Annotated in this window: 13 protein-coding genes; 11 read left to right on the plus strand and 2 right to left on the minus strand. The window is 49.8% G+C overall.

Annotated features, from left to right (window positions below; translation table 11 throughout):
- Positions 1–5 precede the first annotated feature (5 nt).
- The 4 genes from LI015_RS02010 to LI015_RS02025 are packed head-to-tail and all read left to right on the plus strand — an operon-like array spanning position 6 to position 3748.
- Positions 6–1490: an SLC13 family permease gene (locus LI015_RS02010; RefSeq protein WP_002567773.1), complete on the plus strand. Its 1485-nt coding sequence runs from the start codon at positions 6–8 to the stop codon at positions 1488–1490.
- 44 nt (positions 1491–1534) lie between these two features.
- On the plus strand, positions 1535–2164 hold the full coding sequence (locus tag LI015_RS02015) for an RpiB/LacA/LacB family sugar-phosphate isomerase (RefSeq protein WP_002571835.1): 630 nt from the start codon (positions 1535–1537) through the stop codon (positions 2162–2164).
- A gap of 12 nt (positions 2165–2176) precedes the next feature.
- On the plus strand, positions 2177–2935 hold the full coding sequence (locus LI015_RS02020; RefSeq protein WP_002567771.1) for an IclR family transcriptional regulator: 759 nt from the start codon (positions 2177–2179) through the stop codon (positions 2933–2935).
- A 39-nt stretch (positions 2936–2974) separates the two neighbouring features.
- Complete coding sequence (locus tag LI015_RS02025) at positions 2975–3748, plus strand: SDR family oxidoreductase (protein WP_227123906.1); 774 nt, start codon at positions 2975–2977, stop codon at positions 3746–3748.
- On the opposite strand, the gene LI015_RS02030 is transcribed toward LI015_RS02025, so the two are convergent.
- Positions 3735–4658: an AraC family transcriptional regulator gene (locus tag LI015_RS02030; RefSeq protein WP_195633545.1), complete on the minus strand. Its 924-nt coding sequence runs from the start codon at positions 4656–4658 to the stop codon at positions 3735–3737. The genes LI015_RS02025 and LI015_RS02030 overlap by 14 nt on opposite strands.
- Before the next feature lie 167 nt (positions 4659–4825).
- On the opposite strand from LI015_RS02030, the gene LI015_RS02035 reads away from it, so the two are divergent.
- From LI015_RS02035 to LI015_RS02055, 5 genes are all read left to right on the plus strand, one after another.
- Complete coding sequence (locus LI015_RS02035; RefSeq protein ID WP_117626691.1) at positions 4826–6022, plus strand: MFS transporter; 1197 nt, start codon at positions 4826–4828, stop codon at positions 6020–6022.
- On the plus strand, positions 5979–6887 hold the full coding sequence (locus LI015_RS02040; protein WP_227123908.1) for a PHP domain-containing protein: 909 nt from the start codon (positions 5979–5981) through the stop codon (positions 6885–6887). The genes LI015_RS02035 and LI015_RS02040 overlap by 44 nt, the downstream gene beginning before the upstream one ends.
- Positions 6888–7126: 239 nt before the next feature.
- A complete protein-coding gene (locus tag LI015_RS02045; RefSeq protein WP_227123910.1) occupies positions 7127–10096 on the plus strand; it encodes a hypothetical protein in 2970 nt (989 codons plus the stop codon).
- A 210-nt stretch (positions 10097–10306) separates the two neighbouring features.
- Positions 10307–11941, plus strand: a complete 1635-nt coding sequence (locus LI015_RS02050; protein WP_227123912.1) for a histidine kinase N-terminal 7TM domain-containing protein — start codon at positions 10307–10309, stop codon at positions 11939–11941.
- A gap of 58 nt (positions 11942–11999) precedes the next feature.
- A complete protein-coding gene (locus tag LI015_RS02055) occupies positions 12000–12635 on the plus strand; it encodes a response regulator (RefSeq protein WP_227123914.1) in 636 nt (211 codons plus the stop codon).
- A 10-nt stretch (positions 12636–12645) separates the two neighbouring features.
- Here the strand turns inward: LI015_RS02055 and LI015_RS02060 are convergent, their stop codons facing one another.
- Positions 12646–13392 carry a GntR family transcriptional regulator gene (locus tag LI015_RS02060; RefSeq protein WP_227123917.1) on the minus strand — a complete coding sequence of 249 codons (747 nt, stop codon included), beginning with the start codon at positions 13390–13392 and terminating at the stop codon, positions 12646–12648.
- Between the two features lie 402 nt (positions 13393–13794).
- On the opposite strand from LI015_RS02060, the gene udp reads away from it, so the two are divergent.
- Together udp and LI015_RS02070 are read left to right on the plus strand one after the other, a co-directional pair.
- On the plus strand, positions 13795–14574 hold the full coding sequence (udp, locus tag LI015_RS02065; RefSeq protein ID WP_002567762.1) for a uridine phosphorylase: 780 nt from the start codon (positions 13795–13797) through the stop codon (positions 14572–14574).
- 25 nt (positions 14575–14599) lie between these two features.
- Positions 14600–15802, plus strand: a complete 1203-nt coding sequence (locus tag LI015_RS02070; protein WP_227123919.1) for a NupC/NupG family nucleoside CNT transporter — start codon at positions 14600–14602, stop codon at positions 15800–15802.
- The last annotated feature ends 3 nt before the right edge of the window (positions 15803–15805 follow it).

Below are 15805 nucleotides of genomic sequence, written 5' to 3' on the forward strand. Positions count from 1 at the left end.
TGATTATGAGTAATATAAATAATGTATCGGGTACATCGGGTGGTTTATCAGTAAATGCAAAAAGATGGATTTATATATGTATTAGCCTTATTGTGTTGGTATTTATTAAGAATGTCAGCTTTCCGGCATCAATTGCTACGATAAAAGATGCAACGCTGACACCGGAAGGACAGAATGCACTGGCTGTTTTGATTTTTGCCCTTCTGCTCTGGATAACAGAAGCGATTCCGTTCCACTTTACAGGTCTGCTGGCAATGGCGCTGTTGGCCCTGTTCGGTGTCGATTCCTTTGGAGGCATTGTTAAAACCGGTTTTGGCAACATTAATGTTATATTCTTTATCGGCGTATTTATCTTAAGTGCGTTCATCAATAAATCAGGGCTTGGAAAAAGGCTTGTTAATGTATGCCTTTCAATCACCGGAAACAGCACTAAATATGTTATATTAGGCTTCCTGGTGGTGGGCGTGCTGTTGTCAATGTGGATTTCCAACATGGCTGTTGCTGCCATGCTTATGCCGCTGGCCAAGTCTCTTCTGGATGAGGAGGGATTAAAGCCGCTGGAAAGCAACTTCGGTAAGGCATTGCTCATTTCTGTGGCCTGGGGCAGCTTAATCGGCGGATTTGGAACTCCTGCAGGAAACGGCCCAAATCCATTGGCCATTGGCTTTATGAAGGATATGGCCGGAATTGATGTTTCATTTCTGGACTGGATGATATACGGGGTTCCGATTTCACTGATTCATATTCCCATTGCATGGGGGCTGCTCTTATTGGCATTCAAGCCTGAAATGAAGTATCTTAAAAGGACAAATCAGGAGATTAGGAATGAATTCAAAAATCAGCCCAGGCTATCCCGGGATGAAAAGGTTACTTTAATTCTTTTTGTTGCAACGGTTGCGCTATGGGTGTTTTCCTCACAGCTTTCAGATCTGTTGGGCGTTGATATTCCAATTGCTTTGCCGGTTATTTTAACCACAATGCTGTTTTTCTTCCCGGGTGTCAGCAAAACGAAATATAAAGAAATAGAGAAGGAAATGTCCTGGAGCAGTATCATTTTAGTACTTTCCGGCGTATCCCTGGGAATGGTGCTCTACCAGACAGGAGTTGCAAACTGGATCGCGCTGGGGCTGTTAGGAAATCTGGGCGGATTAAGCCCCATTCTGATGATTTTTGTGGTGGTATTAAGTGTATCGCTGATGAATATTACGCTTTCCAGCGCCACGGTATCTGCAAGTATTGTTATTCCTATTATTATAGAGCTGTCTATTAATCTTGGGATATCCACGTTGGCCATAGCATTTCCGGCGGCATTGGCATCTTCACTGGCGTTTATTTTAATTACATCTACTCCGACAAACGTAATTGCATATTCAGCGGGGTATTTTTCAATCAAAGATTTTGCAAAGGCAGGAGTCCTGATGTCGATTGTGTCCTGTGTAATCGTGGCTGTCGTTATGTACGGCGTTGGACTGTTAACAGGATTGTACTAAGAAGCAGAAGGCAATCTGGTTATGGCGAAAGGAGGAAAGGGAACATGAAAATCGCGGTTATCAATGAAGTAAGTGCTTCAATCAGAAATGAAGATATTGTCAACGCATTACATAAGACCACCAATGCAGAGGTACTGAATGTGGGGATGAAGAATCCGGAACAAACCCCGTCTTTAACGTATATTCACACCAGTTATATGGCGGCTGTTCTTTTAAATACCGGCAGCTGCGACTTCGTTATTGGGGGATGCGGCACCGGACAGGGTTTTTTAAATGGTGTACTGCAATTCCCGGGGGTGGTGTGCGGTTTGATCGTGGAACCGTTAGACGCCTGGCTCTTTTCACAAATAAACGGAGGCAACTGCGTGTCCCTGCCGCTTAATAAAGGATATGGCTGGGCGGGCAGCATAAATCTGGAGTATATTTTTGAAAAATTGTTTGCAGACCCGGCCGGGGCAGGTTATCCTAAGGAAAGAGCGGAGAGTCAGGCAATGAGCCGCCAGACATTAGCAGGTATCTCAAAGCTTTCCCACAAAGATTTTACAGATATTCTTAAAGCTTCGGATCCGGAAATATTAAAAGCAATTGCGGGAAGTAAAGATTTTATGAAGGTCTTGGCGGATGGCGGTGAAAAGGCAAAGGCAGTCCTTGAATTACTGGGGGAAAACAGGTAAGAGAGGTATTATATGGTACAGTCACTGGCGAGAGGAATTGAGATTTTATCAATCATTCAAGAAAGAGGAAGTGCGACAATTGTGGAGGTGGCATCCGTTCTTGGGGTGGACAAAAGTACGGTTTCCCGCCTGATGGCAACGCTGATGCACTATGATATGGTAAGTATTGACCCGGTCAGTAAGAAATACCGGCTGGGATTTCGGAATCTGTACCTCAGCGAAGGAGTTAAAAAAAATTTCAATGTGGCTATTGTAGCGCGGCCCTACCTATACAAAATTTGTGATGATACCAAAGAAAGTGTCCATCTGGCGGCAATGGGAAATCGCAAAATGTATATTGTGGATCAGGTACGGAGCCAGAGGGAATACAATCTTTCGGCCCAGATCGGAATGATTGAAGCGTGGCATTGTTCCGCTGTGGGAAAATGTGTTCTGGCTTACAAACCTCCGTCATTTATTGAAGACATCTTCCGCGACTATGATTTTGAACATTATACATCCAATACGATTACAACCTATCAGAATTTAGAAAAAGAGTTAAAGAAGATTAGGGAGCAGGGCTATGCCCTGGATGACGAGGAACGCACGTTGGGGGTGAGATGCCTGGCAGTACCGGTTTTCAATTACAGCGGCAATGTCAGCTGCTGCATCGGTATTTCTGCTCCCAAGGAGCAGATTACTGAGGCAACCATTAAGAAATATACATTATGCATGAAAAAATATGGCAGCCAGATAAGCAAAGAATTAGGTTACGGATTGTATCGCAGTTAAGATATGCTGTGGAAACAAAAACAGAAAAGGATATTTAATATGAGTAATTTTATAGATAAATTTAGCTTGGCGGGTAAGAAGGCAATTGTGACCGGCGGTGCAAAGGGGCTGTGTAATGGAATGGCACAGGCGCTCCATGATGCAGGGGCCGAGGTGGTTCTGCTGGATATTTTGGATATGGTTGGAGATTCCGCCGGGGAGATGGCAAAAAAAGGTCCCATGGTACATGCGGTAAGGGGCGACCTGACCAAAACAGAAGAGCTGGAGAATATATATAATGAATGTTTGGAGAAGCTGGGAGGCAGGGTGGACATATTGCTGAATGGAGCTGGCATACAGTTTAGGGCTCCGGCTGTTGATTTTCCGCATGACCGCTGGGAGAAAATTATTGCCCTTAATATGAATGCGGTATTTTATATGTCGCAGCTGGCCGGCAAAACAATGCTGGCGCAAAAATATGGTAAGATAATCAATATAGCTTCCATGACCGCATTTTTTGCCAGTGTGTTGATTCCGGCATACAGTGCCAGTAAAGGCGGGGTGGCACAAATAACAAAGGCACTGTCCAATGAATGGGCCGGTCAGGGCGTGAATGTTAACGCAATTGCACCGGGGTATATGGCCACTGAACTAACTGCCAATATAAAGGAAGTAAATCCAAAGCAATATGAAGAAATCACCAGCCGGATTCCCGCGGGGCGCTGGGGCAGGATGGAGGATCTGCAGGGATTGGCGGTCTTTCTGGCATCCGATGCATCATCCTATATTTCCGGCGCGGTGATTCCGGTTGACGGAGGCTTTATGGGAAAATAGAAGGCGGGCAGCTGGCTTTCCTGTATTCCCTGGGCGTACACTTGAAGAAGCGCACAAACATCTGGGAAAAATTACTGGGACTGTTGAATCCGCACATGCCTGCTATGGAGGATATGCTGCTGTGGGGGCTGCGAAGGAGCATGGAAGCCCCCTGGGTTACTCTGTATTTCAGCAGATACTGCAGGGGAGAGGTCTGGATGGCGCGTTTGAAACACCGCAGGCACTCACGCTCTCCGATATCCGCAGCCCTGGCAATCTGGGCCAGGTCCAGGTTTTCTTGAAAATGTTCATGGATAAAACTTATCATTTTTTGGATACGTATATTATCCGTATCCGGCATTGGTTTGCTGGAATCCATGGCATGGGAATAGTACATATACAGGCAGCAGCATATACAAGACAGTTTTTCACGGACCACAAACTCGTATCCCAATGGTCCGCCGCAAAATGCATCAAAGGCAGCGGTGAACACGGCCGCAGGATTTCCGGCTCTTAAGTCTCCGGCAAGATAGTCAAATGGACAGATGTCAAAACTTCTGCACTGAAGAAGCGGTGCCACGTACCTCCTGGAAAACACGGAATCCTTTTCTCCGGTTACCAAAAGAGGGTGAAAGACCAGAGAGTGGAGTTCGCAAAGGGGCTCAGCCGCGGCAAAATGCAGTATATTGGAATTGACGACAGCGCCTTCCCCCTGTTTTAGATGAAGGGTCTTACCCGGAACCTGCAGTCTCAGATGTCCGGACTCAACATAAATAATTTCCAAATCCTCATGCCAGTGCCAGGGAACCACATCCCCGGCACTGTCTGTATATACAGAAGAATATCCTGCACAGGGAAAGTCCGGCGTCCCATGGGGCTGCAGTTCCCTTCCTGTGCGGTTTAAATTCAGGGTACAGTCCTGTAATGCCATGTCAGTCCTCCGATTGGTCGTTTTTCTTATATTATAAGTCGGGATTTGGGTTGAATCAAGAAGGAAAAGACGATATTCTTTTGGTGTGTATTTATTATATGTTTTATATGCTTTGCGCGCAGGAGGCCGTATCGGGGGTTCCGAGTGCTCAGTAACAGGAGGATGAGATGTTTCAATTATTACTTGTGATTATTTATCTGGCGTTTATCAGTCTGGGACTTCCGGACGCGCTTCTGGGTTCAGCATGGCCGTCCATGTACCGGGAGCTGGGAGCTTCGGTGTCCTATGCAGGCATTATCAGCATGATTATTGCCGGCGGCACCATAATTTCCAGCCTTTTCAGTGACAGGCTTATCAGGAATTTTGGGACAGGAAAGGTAACGGTTGTAAGTGTTGCAATGACGGCAGCAGCCCTGTTTGGCTTTTCCTCTTCCCATTCCTTCCTGCAGCTGTGTGTTTGGGCCGTTCCCTATGGCCTGGGAGCAGGCAGCGTGGATGCGGGACTGAATAACTTTGTGGCGCTCCACTATAAATCCCGCCACATGAGCTGGCTTCACTGCTTCTGGGGTATCGGCGCAACGGCAGGACCCTATATCATGGGCCTGTGTCTGACACGCGGCTTTAAGTGGAATTCCGGTTATATGGTGGTGGGTGTGATTCAGATTGCGCTGGTGGCCTGTCTTGTGCTGTCGCTTCCTCTGTGGAAGGTAAAGAAAGATGGAAACAGCGGACAGGATACCACCCACAGGCAGATTACCCTGAGAGAGGGGCTGCGGCTTCCGGGGGCGAAGGCGGTGCTGACTGCATTTTTCTGTTACTGCGCCCTTGAGGCTACAGCCGGTCTGTGGGCCAGCAGTTATATGGTGCTGCATAAGGGGATTGCTCCCCAGACAGCGGCCAAGTGGGCTTCGTTTTTTTATCTGGGGATTACCCTGGGCAGACTGGCCAGCGGTTTTGTCACGGACCGGCTGGGAGACAGGAACATGGTGCGCTGCGGGCAGCTGACTGCCTTTGCCGGAACTGTGATACTGCTCCTTCCGGCCGGTGACGGAGCGGTACTAACAGGACTTATCATGGTGGGACTGGGCTGTGCTCCCATCTATCCCAGCCTGCTTCATGAAACGCCGGATAACTTTGGGGTGCAGTATTCCCAGTCCATGATGGGCATGCAGATGGCCTGCGCTTATGTGGGATCCACATTTATGCCTCCGCTGTTTGGGGTGGCGGCAGAGCGTATCAGCGTAACGCTGTATCCCGTGTGTCTGGTCATATTTGTTGTATTGATGATTGGGATGACAGAAAGGATGGGGAGGGTTCAGAATGGAAAAGTTAATGGACTTACACATGCACAGCTATTACAGTGATGACGGCGAATTCAGTCCTGAGGAGCTGGTGAGACAGTGCGCCATGAGCGGCATCCGCGTCATGTCCATTGCGGACCACAACAGTGTGCGGGCAAACGACGCGGGCAGACAGGCGGCCAGGAGGGCCGGAATCAGGTATGTTTCCGGCATAGAGATAGACTGCACGTTCAGAGGTGTGAACCTTCATGTACTGGGGTATGGATTTGACGATACCAGTGATGATTTTGCCGACATCGAAGACAATATAAGCAGTCAGGCAGCGACGGCATCCAGGCAGATGCTTTGCGTAACCAGGAAAATGGGATTTGACGTAACAGAGGAGGATATGGAGGAACTGGCCGGAGATTACTACTGGAAGGACCGGTGGACCGGGGAAATGTTTGCAGAGGTGCTCCTTGGCCGGGAGGAATACAAGGACCATCCCCTGCTTCTTCCTTACAGGGAAGGCGGGGCAAGAGGCGATAACCCTTATGTGAATTTTTACTGGGATTTTTATTCTCAAGGAAAATGCTGTTATGTTAAAATGGAATATCCAAAACTGGAGCAGGCGGTTGATATCATACACAGGAACGGGGGATATGCGGTGCTGGCACATCCGGGGGTTAATTTAAAAGACTGCGGGGAATTGCTGGATCCCATACTGGAGACAGGAGTGGATGGAATAGAGGCATTCAGCAGCTACCACTCGGAGGAACAGGCGGGGTTTTATCATAAGGCTGCGCGCGGCAGATTCAGGATGATTACCTGCGGAAGTGATTATCACGGAAAGACAAAGCCGTCTATCTCCATAGGCGGCCATGGATGTACGGTTCCATATGAGGAAATGGTCCGGCAGCTGGAGCGTATTCTTGGTGAGAATGGTTAACTGAAAAATTTATATATGGCAGTCATTGGCAGTTGGCGTCTTTAAAAAGGACGATTGCCGGTGGCTGCTGTTTTTGTTTATGGGAGAACCCCTATACAGAATCAAATATCAGTGACAAATGTCACTGCTGTAATGACGGACAGCATCTATAACCGGACTGGATTATATTTTATAATGAAAACATGAAAAGAAAATATGTATAGACGGTATCGGAAAGACGGATAGAAAGGGGAATGGGTATGGAGTGGTTTATCATTTTGTTAATATGGCTGGTGGCTCCTTTTGCTGAACTGGCTGCCATAATAGTTTTGGCTGTTGCCAACAGCCGGTATAAGAGAAGGATATGGGAACTGACAAGGGGAACTGACAAGGCGGATACGGGAATGCAGGATAAAGGGCCGGCGGATATAGAGATACAGCATGAAAGACCGGCGGATATAGGGATACAGCGTGAGAGGCCGGCGGATACAGAGATACAGTATGAGAGACTGGCGGATATAGAGATACAGCGTGAGAAGCCGGCGGATATAAAGATACAGCATGAAGGACCGGCGGATACAGAGATACAGCATGAGAGGCCGGCGGATGCAGTGACACAGCATGAAAAGTCAGCGGCATGGTATGGGCCTGGGCAAGCAATTGTAGTACCAGAGGACTTTGAGAAAGCTGAGTCTGCCTGTCGGGTGCCGGAAATACCTCACAAGCAGACAGCTCTGGTCAGGGCGCCGAAAATAGATGGGGGGTTCTTCCAGGGGACGGCAGCACTGGTGATCGGAGTGATATTTGTGGTACTGGCCGGATTGATTTTCGCCACCACGGCATGGCATGTGCTGCCCAGTGTCTGCAAGGTGATTATGGTCCTGGGGGGATCCGGTTTGTTTTTCGGGGCAAGCTGGGCAGCTGAAAAATATTTTAAGATTGAGCGGACAGGACAGGCCTTTTATATTCTGGGCAGCGTGTTTTTATTTCTTACCATATTGGCGGCTGGATATTTCGGGCTGCTGGGTCCGGAGTTTATTTTAAAGGGAGAAAACCGTTACCGTGTCCTGCTGGCAGGCAGTATAGCCACGGAGATAGCTCTTTTTTCCAAAATCAGGAGATTTCATAACAAGGTCTATACCCAGGCCTGCCTGTGGGGAATGACGGTCAGCATGTGCTTTTTGATGGGAGCGTTAAAGCTTGAATGGCCGGATTGCATGAATGGTATGATGTATTACTCCTTTCTTTTGATTGGGGGAAATGAGGTTTACAGGAGAAAATCAGGTTTGCAAGGCAGCATGAACGCCCCGGCGGATCGGTTTATAGACGAATTTATGGGTGAATTCGGCCTTTTTGCAGCGCTCCAGTTCTGGATAATAAGCGGAATGATGGCTTATAAAGCTGTGGCAGGCGGGATTGGATTCATAATAGGAATACTGTTTCTGGGAATTTGGGAAGTTACATTCTGGGATACCCTGGCATTTGGGCTGATGGCAGCCGGGACCGCCCTTGTGGCGTTGCGGCGCAGGAGCCCGGAAATGAAGATGCTTCACAGTCTGACCATGATGATTTTCTTTCAGTATGCAGGCTTCTGTATCCCCGTGGATTTTACATATCAGGTATTTTTTGGGGCAGCCATGACCGCGGTATGGTTTCTGGCTGAGAGAAGGTTTAAAAATCCTCTTAATAATCTGGCGGGCGGATGTGTTTTTTCCGCTGTTCTGGCAATTGACATGGCGGTACTGCTGCTGGATATGCTGTTTTCCAGGGACAGTCTGGGAAATCAGCTGGCAGCATCCGCAGTGGTAATTCTTCTGGCGGCGGTCATGGCGGAGTGGGGCAGACGGTACCCGGTACTTCGCGGCAGCGTTGCGGCAGTGCTCTTTGCCCTTACCCTGACCGGATGGGAGGTTTTTAATAGAACATTGGGCATGGATGTGGGATACGATGTGGTTGTATGGGGGTATGTGCTGATTGTGTCCATATGGGATATGATGAAGAAAGACAGATTCTGTATTCCCATACTGGCCATTGGCACGGCTGCGCAGGCGCTTGCCCGGCTGGAGAATCAGGAGACTCTTTCTTTTTTCCTTCTTCTGTCTGTTTACCTGCTGGTGAAATCCTTTGGCAGGGAGGGGACGGCGCGGGAACGGTTCATCAGGGGCAGTTGTCTGTATTCCCTGGCAGGCGTGTATCTTCTTGCAGAAGGTGCGACCGCAAACGGCGTGCTCCGGATGGTGTGGACAGCGGCGGTATACGGTCTGGAATATGCATCGGTTATCCTGCATGACCGCAGCAAAATCAGGGATAGGTTCTGGAATTGTACAGGTATGACAGTATTCCTGATGATGATGGGGGCATTTTACAGCGATCCATCTCTGGCGCTCTGGAATATGATTCTCTGCATGGCGGTATTTGCAGTCATCTATGTGATGCTTTACCGGAGCGGCTGCAGCTGGCTGCATCTGGCAGCCGCAGCCGCTGTACTCCCCCTTCCCATGATAGCAACGGCAAGGTATGGTTTGAACGAAAACCAGGTATATGGCGCCACGGCGGCGCTGCTCATCCTTTCGGGGATTCTGTTCCGGCGGTTCAGACCTGTTATGGTACGCCGTGAAGGGGAGAGCGTAGGATGGGACGTGGACTGGTTCCACATCCTGGTCATCTTTGTCCTGATACCCATGGCATGGGAGGCAGGACGCGGATGGCAGTGCGCGTATATTCTTTTGACAGCTCTGTATGTACTTCAGTTTGCAGTGCTGGAACACTGGAAAAGGGCGGCGTTTACGCTGGCAGCAGCTCTGGCAGCAGCGGCATTCTGGCGCCAGCCGTTTATCCGGTGGCCGGAGATGCTAAGCCTGGAGATACAGCTGATTCCGGCTGCTGGTTTTATCTGGAGTCTGGGCCGCATATGGGGGGACAGAAAAGAGATAACAAATTTGCAGACGGTTCTCTACTGCCTGTGCCTGGGGGCCATGGCATCGGATGCCTTATCTACAGGAGCCGTATGGGATGCGCTGATACTGGAGGCTGTCAATCTGGCTGTGTTCCTCCTGGCGCATATGAGAAAATGTATGAGATGGATTCGGATTTCCGGCATCATCATGATACTGGTGGCGCTTTACATGACAAAAGATTTCTGGCTCAGCTTGTCATGGTGGGTCTATCTGCTGGCAGCCGGACTGGGACTCATTGTCTTTGCAGCGGTGAACGAAATGAAGAAGCGTTGACGGGAAGCGGTGATAGAGGAAGCGGTGATAGAGGAAGCTGCGGTAGAGGAAGCGGCGGTAGGGTAAGCGGCGGTAGGGAAAGTGACCGTCTGCAATTCTTTTGACACACAGCGGCAGAGCGGCTATAATCAAGGGTACAGGCCATGCCTGCGCCCTGTTTTGCCTTATAGGTGAAAGTAACGGGAAAACTGCCCGGAGGAGGTTTGGGATATGCTTGATATCATGCTTAGGATTGCCTATCTATCCGCCATTGGCCTGTCTCTTTACACATCAGGCTGGCTGCTGATGAAGGCAGATAAAACCAGGACCACAGGAGCTTTGGCAGCCTGTCAGCTCCTTATCATTATTTGGTGTATGCCACAGCTGTTTTCGGCTTTGCCCATGACAAAGGGGATGAAGTATCTGGCATATGGTATTTCCTACATAGGAATCAGCTTCATCGGACCGGCATGGCTGGAGTTTGCGTTTCTCTACAGCAGGAGAAAACTGGGGCATGGGGCGGAACTGTTTTTATTCGGTATTTCGGCTGTTAACTATTCGGTTCTCCTGACAAATGAATACCACCATTTATTCTATACCAGTTTCGAGGTGGCTCAGGTGGTGTACGGGCCTGTATTTTACATTCATATGGCCTATACCTATATCTGCGTCCTGGCCGGCATGGCTGTGGTGCTGGCGGCTTTTAAAAAGAACCGTGTGGCGCTGGCGCATATTGCCGTCATATTGCTGGCTGCAGCAGTGCCTCTGGCTTTTAACCTGCTCTATATGACGGGGCTTGTGAGAACAGGCTTTGACCTGACGCCTCCTGCTTTTTCCCTGACCAGCGTTCTCATGCTGCTGGCTGTGTTCCGGTATGATTTCCTGGATGTCAATACCATGGCCTTTGATAAAATATTTGATTCCATTGCAGAGGGTGTGGTGGTGTATAACAGGCGTGATAAGATTACCTACTGCAACGGGGCTGCCGTACATTGGCTGGGGCTGCAAACCGGAGATGATATGGAACCGCTCAGGCGAATCCTGGGGGAAAAGGGCGCAAAAGCAGATTGTGCGGATTCTCAGACACCTGTATTTACGCTGGAAGACAATGGTGAAAGGAGAAGGCTGGAGGTCAGGCAGTATATCCACAGGGATAAGAAGGGGGATATGGTTGCGGGAACCATTATGCTCACAGATGTGGGAAGATATTACCAGCTTTTGGAGCAGGGCAGGGAACTGGCTGTGACCAATCAGAGTCTTGCCATTGAAAAAGAGCGCAACCGCATTGCCCAGGAGGTGCATGACACCGCCGGACATACGCTGACCATGATAAATTCGCTGCTCAGGCTCATACGGATTGGATATAAGGAGGAGAGAGGACAGGAACAGGACAAGCGCATAGAGGAGTACCTGATCCAGGCCCAGGAGCTGGCCGGCAGCGGGATCCGGGAGCTGCGGTGTTCCATCAATAATCTCAGGCAGTCCGCCTCCTATGGACTTATCTCCCAGGGAGTATACCAGCTAACCGGCAGTGTGAAGGAATTTGAGGTGGAGGTGGAGATACAGGGAGAGGACAGGCAGGAATATTCCCATTTGTCTCCGGTGGTTTATGACTGCCTCAGGGAGGCCATTACCAACTGCCATAAGTATGCCCATGCAACCCACATGGATGTGATACTTAAATTCGGCGCAGACAGCCTGAGCCTGTATATGTTTGATAACGGAAAGGGATGCCTCCATATAGAGGAGGGAAACGGAATCCGCGGTATACGCCAGAGAACAGAGCAGGCAGGGGGAACAGTCCGGTTCATATCCGAATCCGGGGAAGGATTTCAGATATATATATGCCTGCCGTACGGAAACTGAGGGCGTCGTGTGCCGTGTGCCGGCAGATAAGGGATAGAGGAAAAAGGAGCAGAACCATATGATAAAAGCAGTGATTGCCGATGATATCCAGATATTGAGACAGGGGCTAAGGGCCATACTGGAGCAGGACAAAGACATACAGGTGGTGGGGCTGGCCGCTGACGGCCGGGAAGCGTGGCAGCTGTGCAGGAAGCACAGACCGGACGTGGTGCTTATGGATATGCGCATGCCGGAATACGATGGCAGCTATGGGATTACCAGAATCAAGGAGGACTATCCGGATATAAAGGTGCTGGTGCTCACTACCTTTGATGACAGGGAAACCGTGGATGCAGCCGTGGGAAGCGGTGCTGACGGGTATATCTTAAAGGAGATGGAGGATGACAAGGTCATCCAGTCCGTCAAGGCTGTATGCGCCGGGATACGGGTTTTTGGAGGAAGCGTATTTGAGGGGATGCGCCGTCAGATGGCGCCCGGCAAAATAAAGGCAGACATGGCCGGGGATTTGACGCCCAGGGAACGGGATATCATGCGGCTGGTTGCCCGGGGAATGGACAACAGGGAGATTGCGGGGGCGCTATTCCTGGCAGAGGGGACGGTGCGCAACAACATCTCCCGTCTGCTGGAAAAGCTTAAGCTAAAGGACCGGACCCAGCTGGCTGTATTTGCAGTCAAGCATAATCTGGATGAATAAAAATGGCCCTTCAGGCGCGTCCGGCCACAGCATTGACCTGGGTTTTGAAGGATTCCACCGGTATATAGTGCTTGCTGGATACCAGTATCCGGCTGTTTTCATCATATAGTGTCTCCTGGACCAGAATAAAGGAGGCGTGCTGGGAGAGCATGTACTTGACGGCTGTGAAATTGCCCGTGGTGGTGTAGGAGAGCTGGCAGGTGCTGCTGACGGCATCCTCATATACACCATGCTCCAGGTATTGGAATAAATCTTCTTTCTCCCTTAAATCTATCTGTTTCCCGGATATAACCTCGATGGGAATGAAGCTGAGGCTGTAGGCGCACGCCTTTCCGGCGCTTTTATACCAGCGGTCTGCGATCACCACCACGGCAGTTTTCCGCTTCAGGTTCTGACTGATGGATTCTGTGGGAGGTTCTATGCGAAATTCCATCTCTGTCTCGTCAATGGATCCGGACAGAGTACAGCGGACCGGGTGCTGTGTGACCTCCAGGCCCGGCATACTGGCGCCGGGATTGCGTTCGCTGATGAAGTTTCCCTTACCGCGTATGTTGATGACCAGATTGTCCTCCTGCAGCAGAGCCAGAGCCCTGCGCAGGGTCATGCGGCTTACATCCATCTGCAGGGCCAGCTCCGGTTCGGAGGGAAGCTGGCTGCCCGGAGGATACACGCCGTCCTGTATCATGGAATACAGGCGGTTATATACTTTTACATGTTTTAATTTCTTTGCTTTCTCAGATAATACATCTGCGTCCATAGGTTCACCCTTCCTGTGTGGCTGTGTCACAATTCTGGCTGTATCACAAATCTGGCTGTATCACAAAAATATACAAGTCCTTATTCAACATCATAATTCCCAAAGGCTGATTTGTCAATAAAATAGACATGTCTAGTTGTACAACAGACTAAAACCAGTAAAACACCATGAAAAACCGCATATTTATTGTCAATATACACAAAAATTGACTATGATAATTGTAAAATATTCCATCTAGAAATTATACAAGTTAAATGATATTATACAAGTAAGCAATAAACAGACAAATAAACAAACAAATAAACAAACAAACAAAAACAAAAGCGCAGATGCCGGCAGGAATGCAAGCAGATTCAGGTAAAGGCGCAAACAAAAAATCAATTAAAAGAGAGGGTAATTATTATGCAGAACTATTCAGGAGAAGAAGGATTACAGTATCATTTACAGATCAGGAAGGGAGACGTGGGACGGTATGTCATCATGCCCGGAGACCCGAAGCGCTGTGAAAAGATTGCAAAGCATTTTGACAACGCGGTACTGGTGGCGGACAGCAGGGAGTATGTTACATACACCGGTTATCTGGACGGGGAAAAGGTAAGCGTGACCTCCACGGGCATCGGCGGACCGTCTGCATCCATTGCCATGGAGGAATTGGTGCTGTGCGGGGCTGATACATTTATCCGCGTGGGAACCTGCGGCGGTATGGACATGGACGTGAAGGGCGGGGATATCGTGGTCGCCACAGGCGCCATCCGAATGGAGGGCACCAGCAGGGAATACGCACCCATCGAGTTTCCGGCCGTGGCTGACCTGGATGTGACCAATGCCCTGGTTTCCTCGGCAAAGGCGCTGGGATATACGTATCACGCGGGAGTGGTGCAGTGCAAGGATGCGTTTTACGGGCAGCATGAGCCCAAACGCATGCCGGTAAGCTATGAGCTGTTAAACAAGTGGGAGGCATGGAAGCGCATGGGCTGCAAGGCGTCTGAGATGGAATCCGCAGCCCTGTTCATTGCAGCCAGCCACCTAAGGGTGCGCTGCGGTTCTGATTTCCTGGTGGTGGGTAACCAGGAGCGCCAGGAGGCCGGACTGGATAATCCCATTGTCCACGATACAGAGGCAGCCATCAAGGTGGCGGTGGAAGCCGTCCGCAGACTGATTCAGGCAGATAAGCAGGCTTAAGGAGAAAGGTAAGGGGTGGGGACAAATGAAGATATTATTAAACCTTACAGGTATCCTTTTGGTACTGGCCATCATGTATCTGATTTCCTGGAAGAAGAAAAACATATCCGTCAAAATGCTGGTCAAGGCAGTGATTGCCCAGTTCCTGATTGCAGTGATACTGGTAAAGGTTCCGGCCGGCCGTTACGTGGTGTCCAGGGTATCGGATGCAGTGACCAGCGTCATCAACTGCGGTCAGGATGGTTTAAGCTTTGTGTTTGGTTCACTGGCAGACAGCACGGCTGCCACCGGATCCGTTTTTGCCATACAGGTCCTGGGCAACATTGTATTCCTGTCTGCCCTGGTAAGTCTTCTTTACTATATCGGAATTCTGGGATTTGTGGTAAAATGGATTGGTAAAGCAGTGGGTAAGCTTATGGGCACCTCCGAGGTGGAAAGCTTTGTGGCGATTGCCAACATGTTCCTGGGACAGACCGACAGCCCCATTCTGGTGAGCAAGTACCTGGGCCAGATGACGGACAGCGAGGTTATGGTGGTCCTGGTTTCCGGCATGGGCAGTATGTCCGTGTCCATACTGGGCGGTTATACGGCCCTGGGTATTCCCATGGAGTATCTTCTGATTGCCAGCACACTGGTGCCGGTGGGCAGCATTATGGTGGCCAAGATGCTTCTGCCCCAGACAGAGGAGGTCCGGGAAGTGGGAAGCGTTAAGATGGACAATAAGGGGAATAATACCAACGTGATAGAGGCAGTTGCAGAGGGAGCTGTCACCGGCATGCAGATGGCGCTGTCCATCGGCGCGTCCCTGGTGGCCATGGTGGCGCTGGTGGCAGCGGTGAATAAGCTGTTAGGCGTCTGCGGTATCAGCCTTCAGCAGGTATTTTCCTATGTATTTGCCCCCTTCGGCTTCTTTATGGGCCTGGACCCTTCGGAAATACTTCTGGAAGGAAATCTCCTGGGAAGCAAGCTGGTCCTCAATGAATTCGTGGCGTTCCAGCAGCTGGGCTCCATGATATCTTCCATGGATTACAGGACAGGGATGATATGCGCCATTTCCCTGTGCGGGTTTGCCAATTTCTCCAGCCTTGGAATCTGCGTTTCAGGCATCGCGGTCCTGTGCCCTGAAAAGAAAAGCACCCTTGCCCGCCTGGTGTTCAAGGCCATGTTAGGCGGTGTGGCGGTAAGCCTGATCAGCGCCATGGTGGTGGGCCTGGTCACATTATTTTAAGGA

This window comes from Enterocloster sp. 210928-DFI.2.20 (assembly GCF_020554465.1).
Taxonomy (GTDB): Bacteria; Bacillota; Clostridia; order Lachnospirales; family Lachnospiraceae; genus Enterocloster; species Enterocloster bolteae.

Excerpts from the sequence above, each read along its gene's own strand:
- LI015_RS02035 (WP_117626691.1), top strand. The coding sequence starts at position 4,826 with ATGTTTCAATTATTACTTGTGATTATTTATCTGGCGTTTATCAGTCTG.
- LI015_RS02055 (WP_227123914.1), top strand. The coding sequence starts at position 12,000 with ATGATAAAAGCAGTGATTGCCGATGATATCCAGATATTGAGACAGGGG.
- LI015_RS02040 (WP_227123908.1), top strand. The coding sequence starts at position 5,979 with ATGGAAAAGTTAATGGACTTACACATGCACAGCTATTACAGTGATGAC.
- LI015_RS02025 (WP_227123906.1), top strand. The coding sequence starts at position 2,975 with ATGAGTAATTTTATAGATAAATTTAGCTTGGCGGGTAAGAAGGCAATT.
- LI015_RS02020 (WP_002567771.1), top strand. The coding sequence starts at position 2,177 with ATGGTACAGTCACTGGCGAGAGGAATTGAGATTTTATCAATCATTCAA.
- udp (WP_002567762.1), top strand. The coding sequence starts at position 13,795 with ATGCAGAACTATTCAGGAGAAGAAGGATTACAGTATCATTTACAGATC.
- LI015_RS02050 (WP_227123912.1), top strand. The coding sequence starts at position 10,307 with ATGCTTGATATCATGCTTAGGATTGCCTATCTATCCGCCATTGGCCTG.
- LI015_RS02015 (WP_002571835.1), top strand. The coding sequence starts at position 1,535 with ATGAAAATCGCGGTTATCAATGAAGTAAGTGCTTCAATCAGAAATGAA.
- LI015_RS02060 (WP_227123917.1), bottom strand. The coding sequence starts at position 13,392 with ATGGACGCAGATGTATTATCTGAGAAAGCAAAGAAATTAAAACATGTA.
- LI015_RS02045 (WP_227123910.1), top strand. The coding sequence starts at position 7,127 with ATGGAGTGGTTTATCATTTTGTTAATATGGCTGGTGGCTCCTTTTGCT.
- LI015_RS02010 (WP_002567773.1), top strand. The coding sequence starts at position 6 with ATGAGTAATATAAATAATGTATCGGGTACATCGGGTGGTTTATCAGTA.
- LI015_RS02070 (WP_227123919.1), top strand. The coding sequence starts at position 14,600 with ATGAAGATATTATTAAACCTTACAGGTATCCTTTTGGTACTGGCCATC.
- LI015_RS02030 (WP_195633545.1), bottom strand. The coding sequence starts at position 4,658 with ATGGCATTACAGGACTGTACCCTGAATTTAAACCGCACAGGAAGGGAA.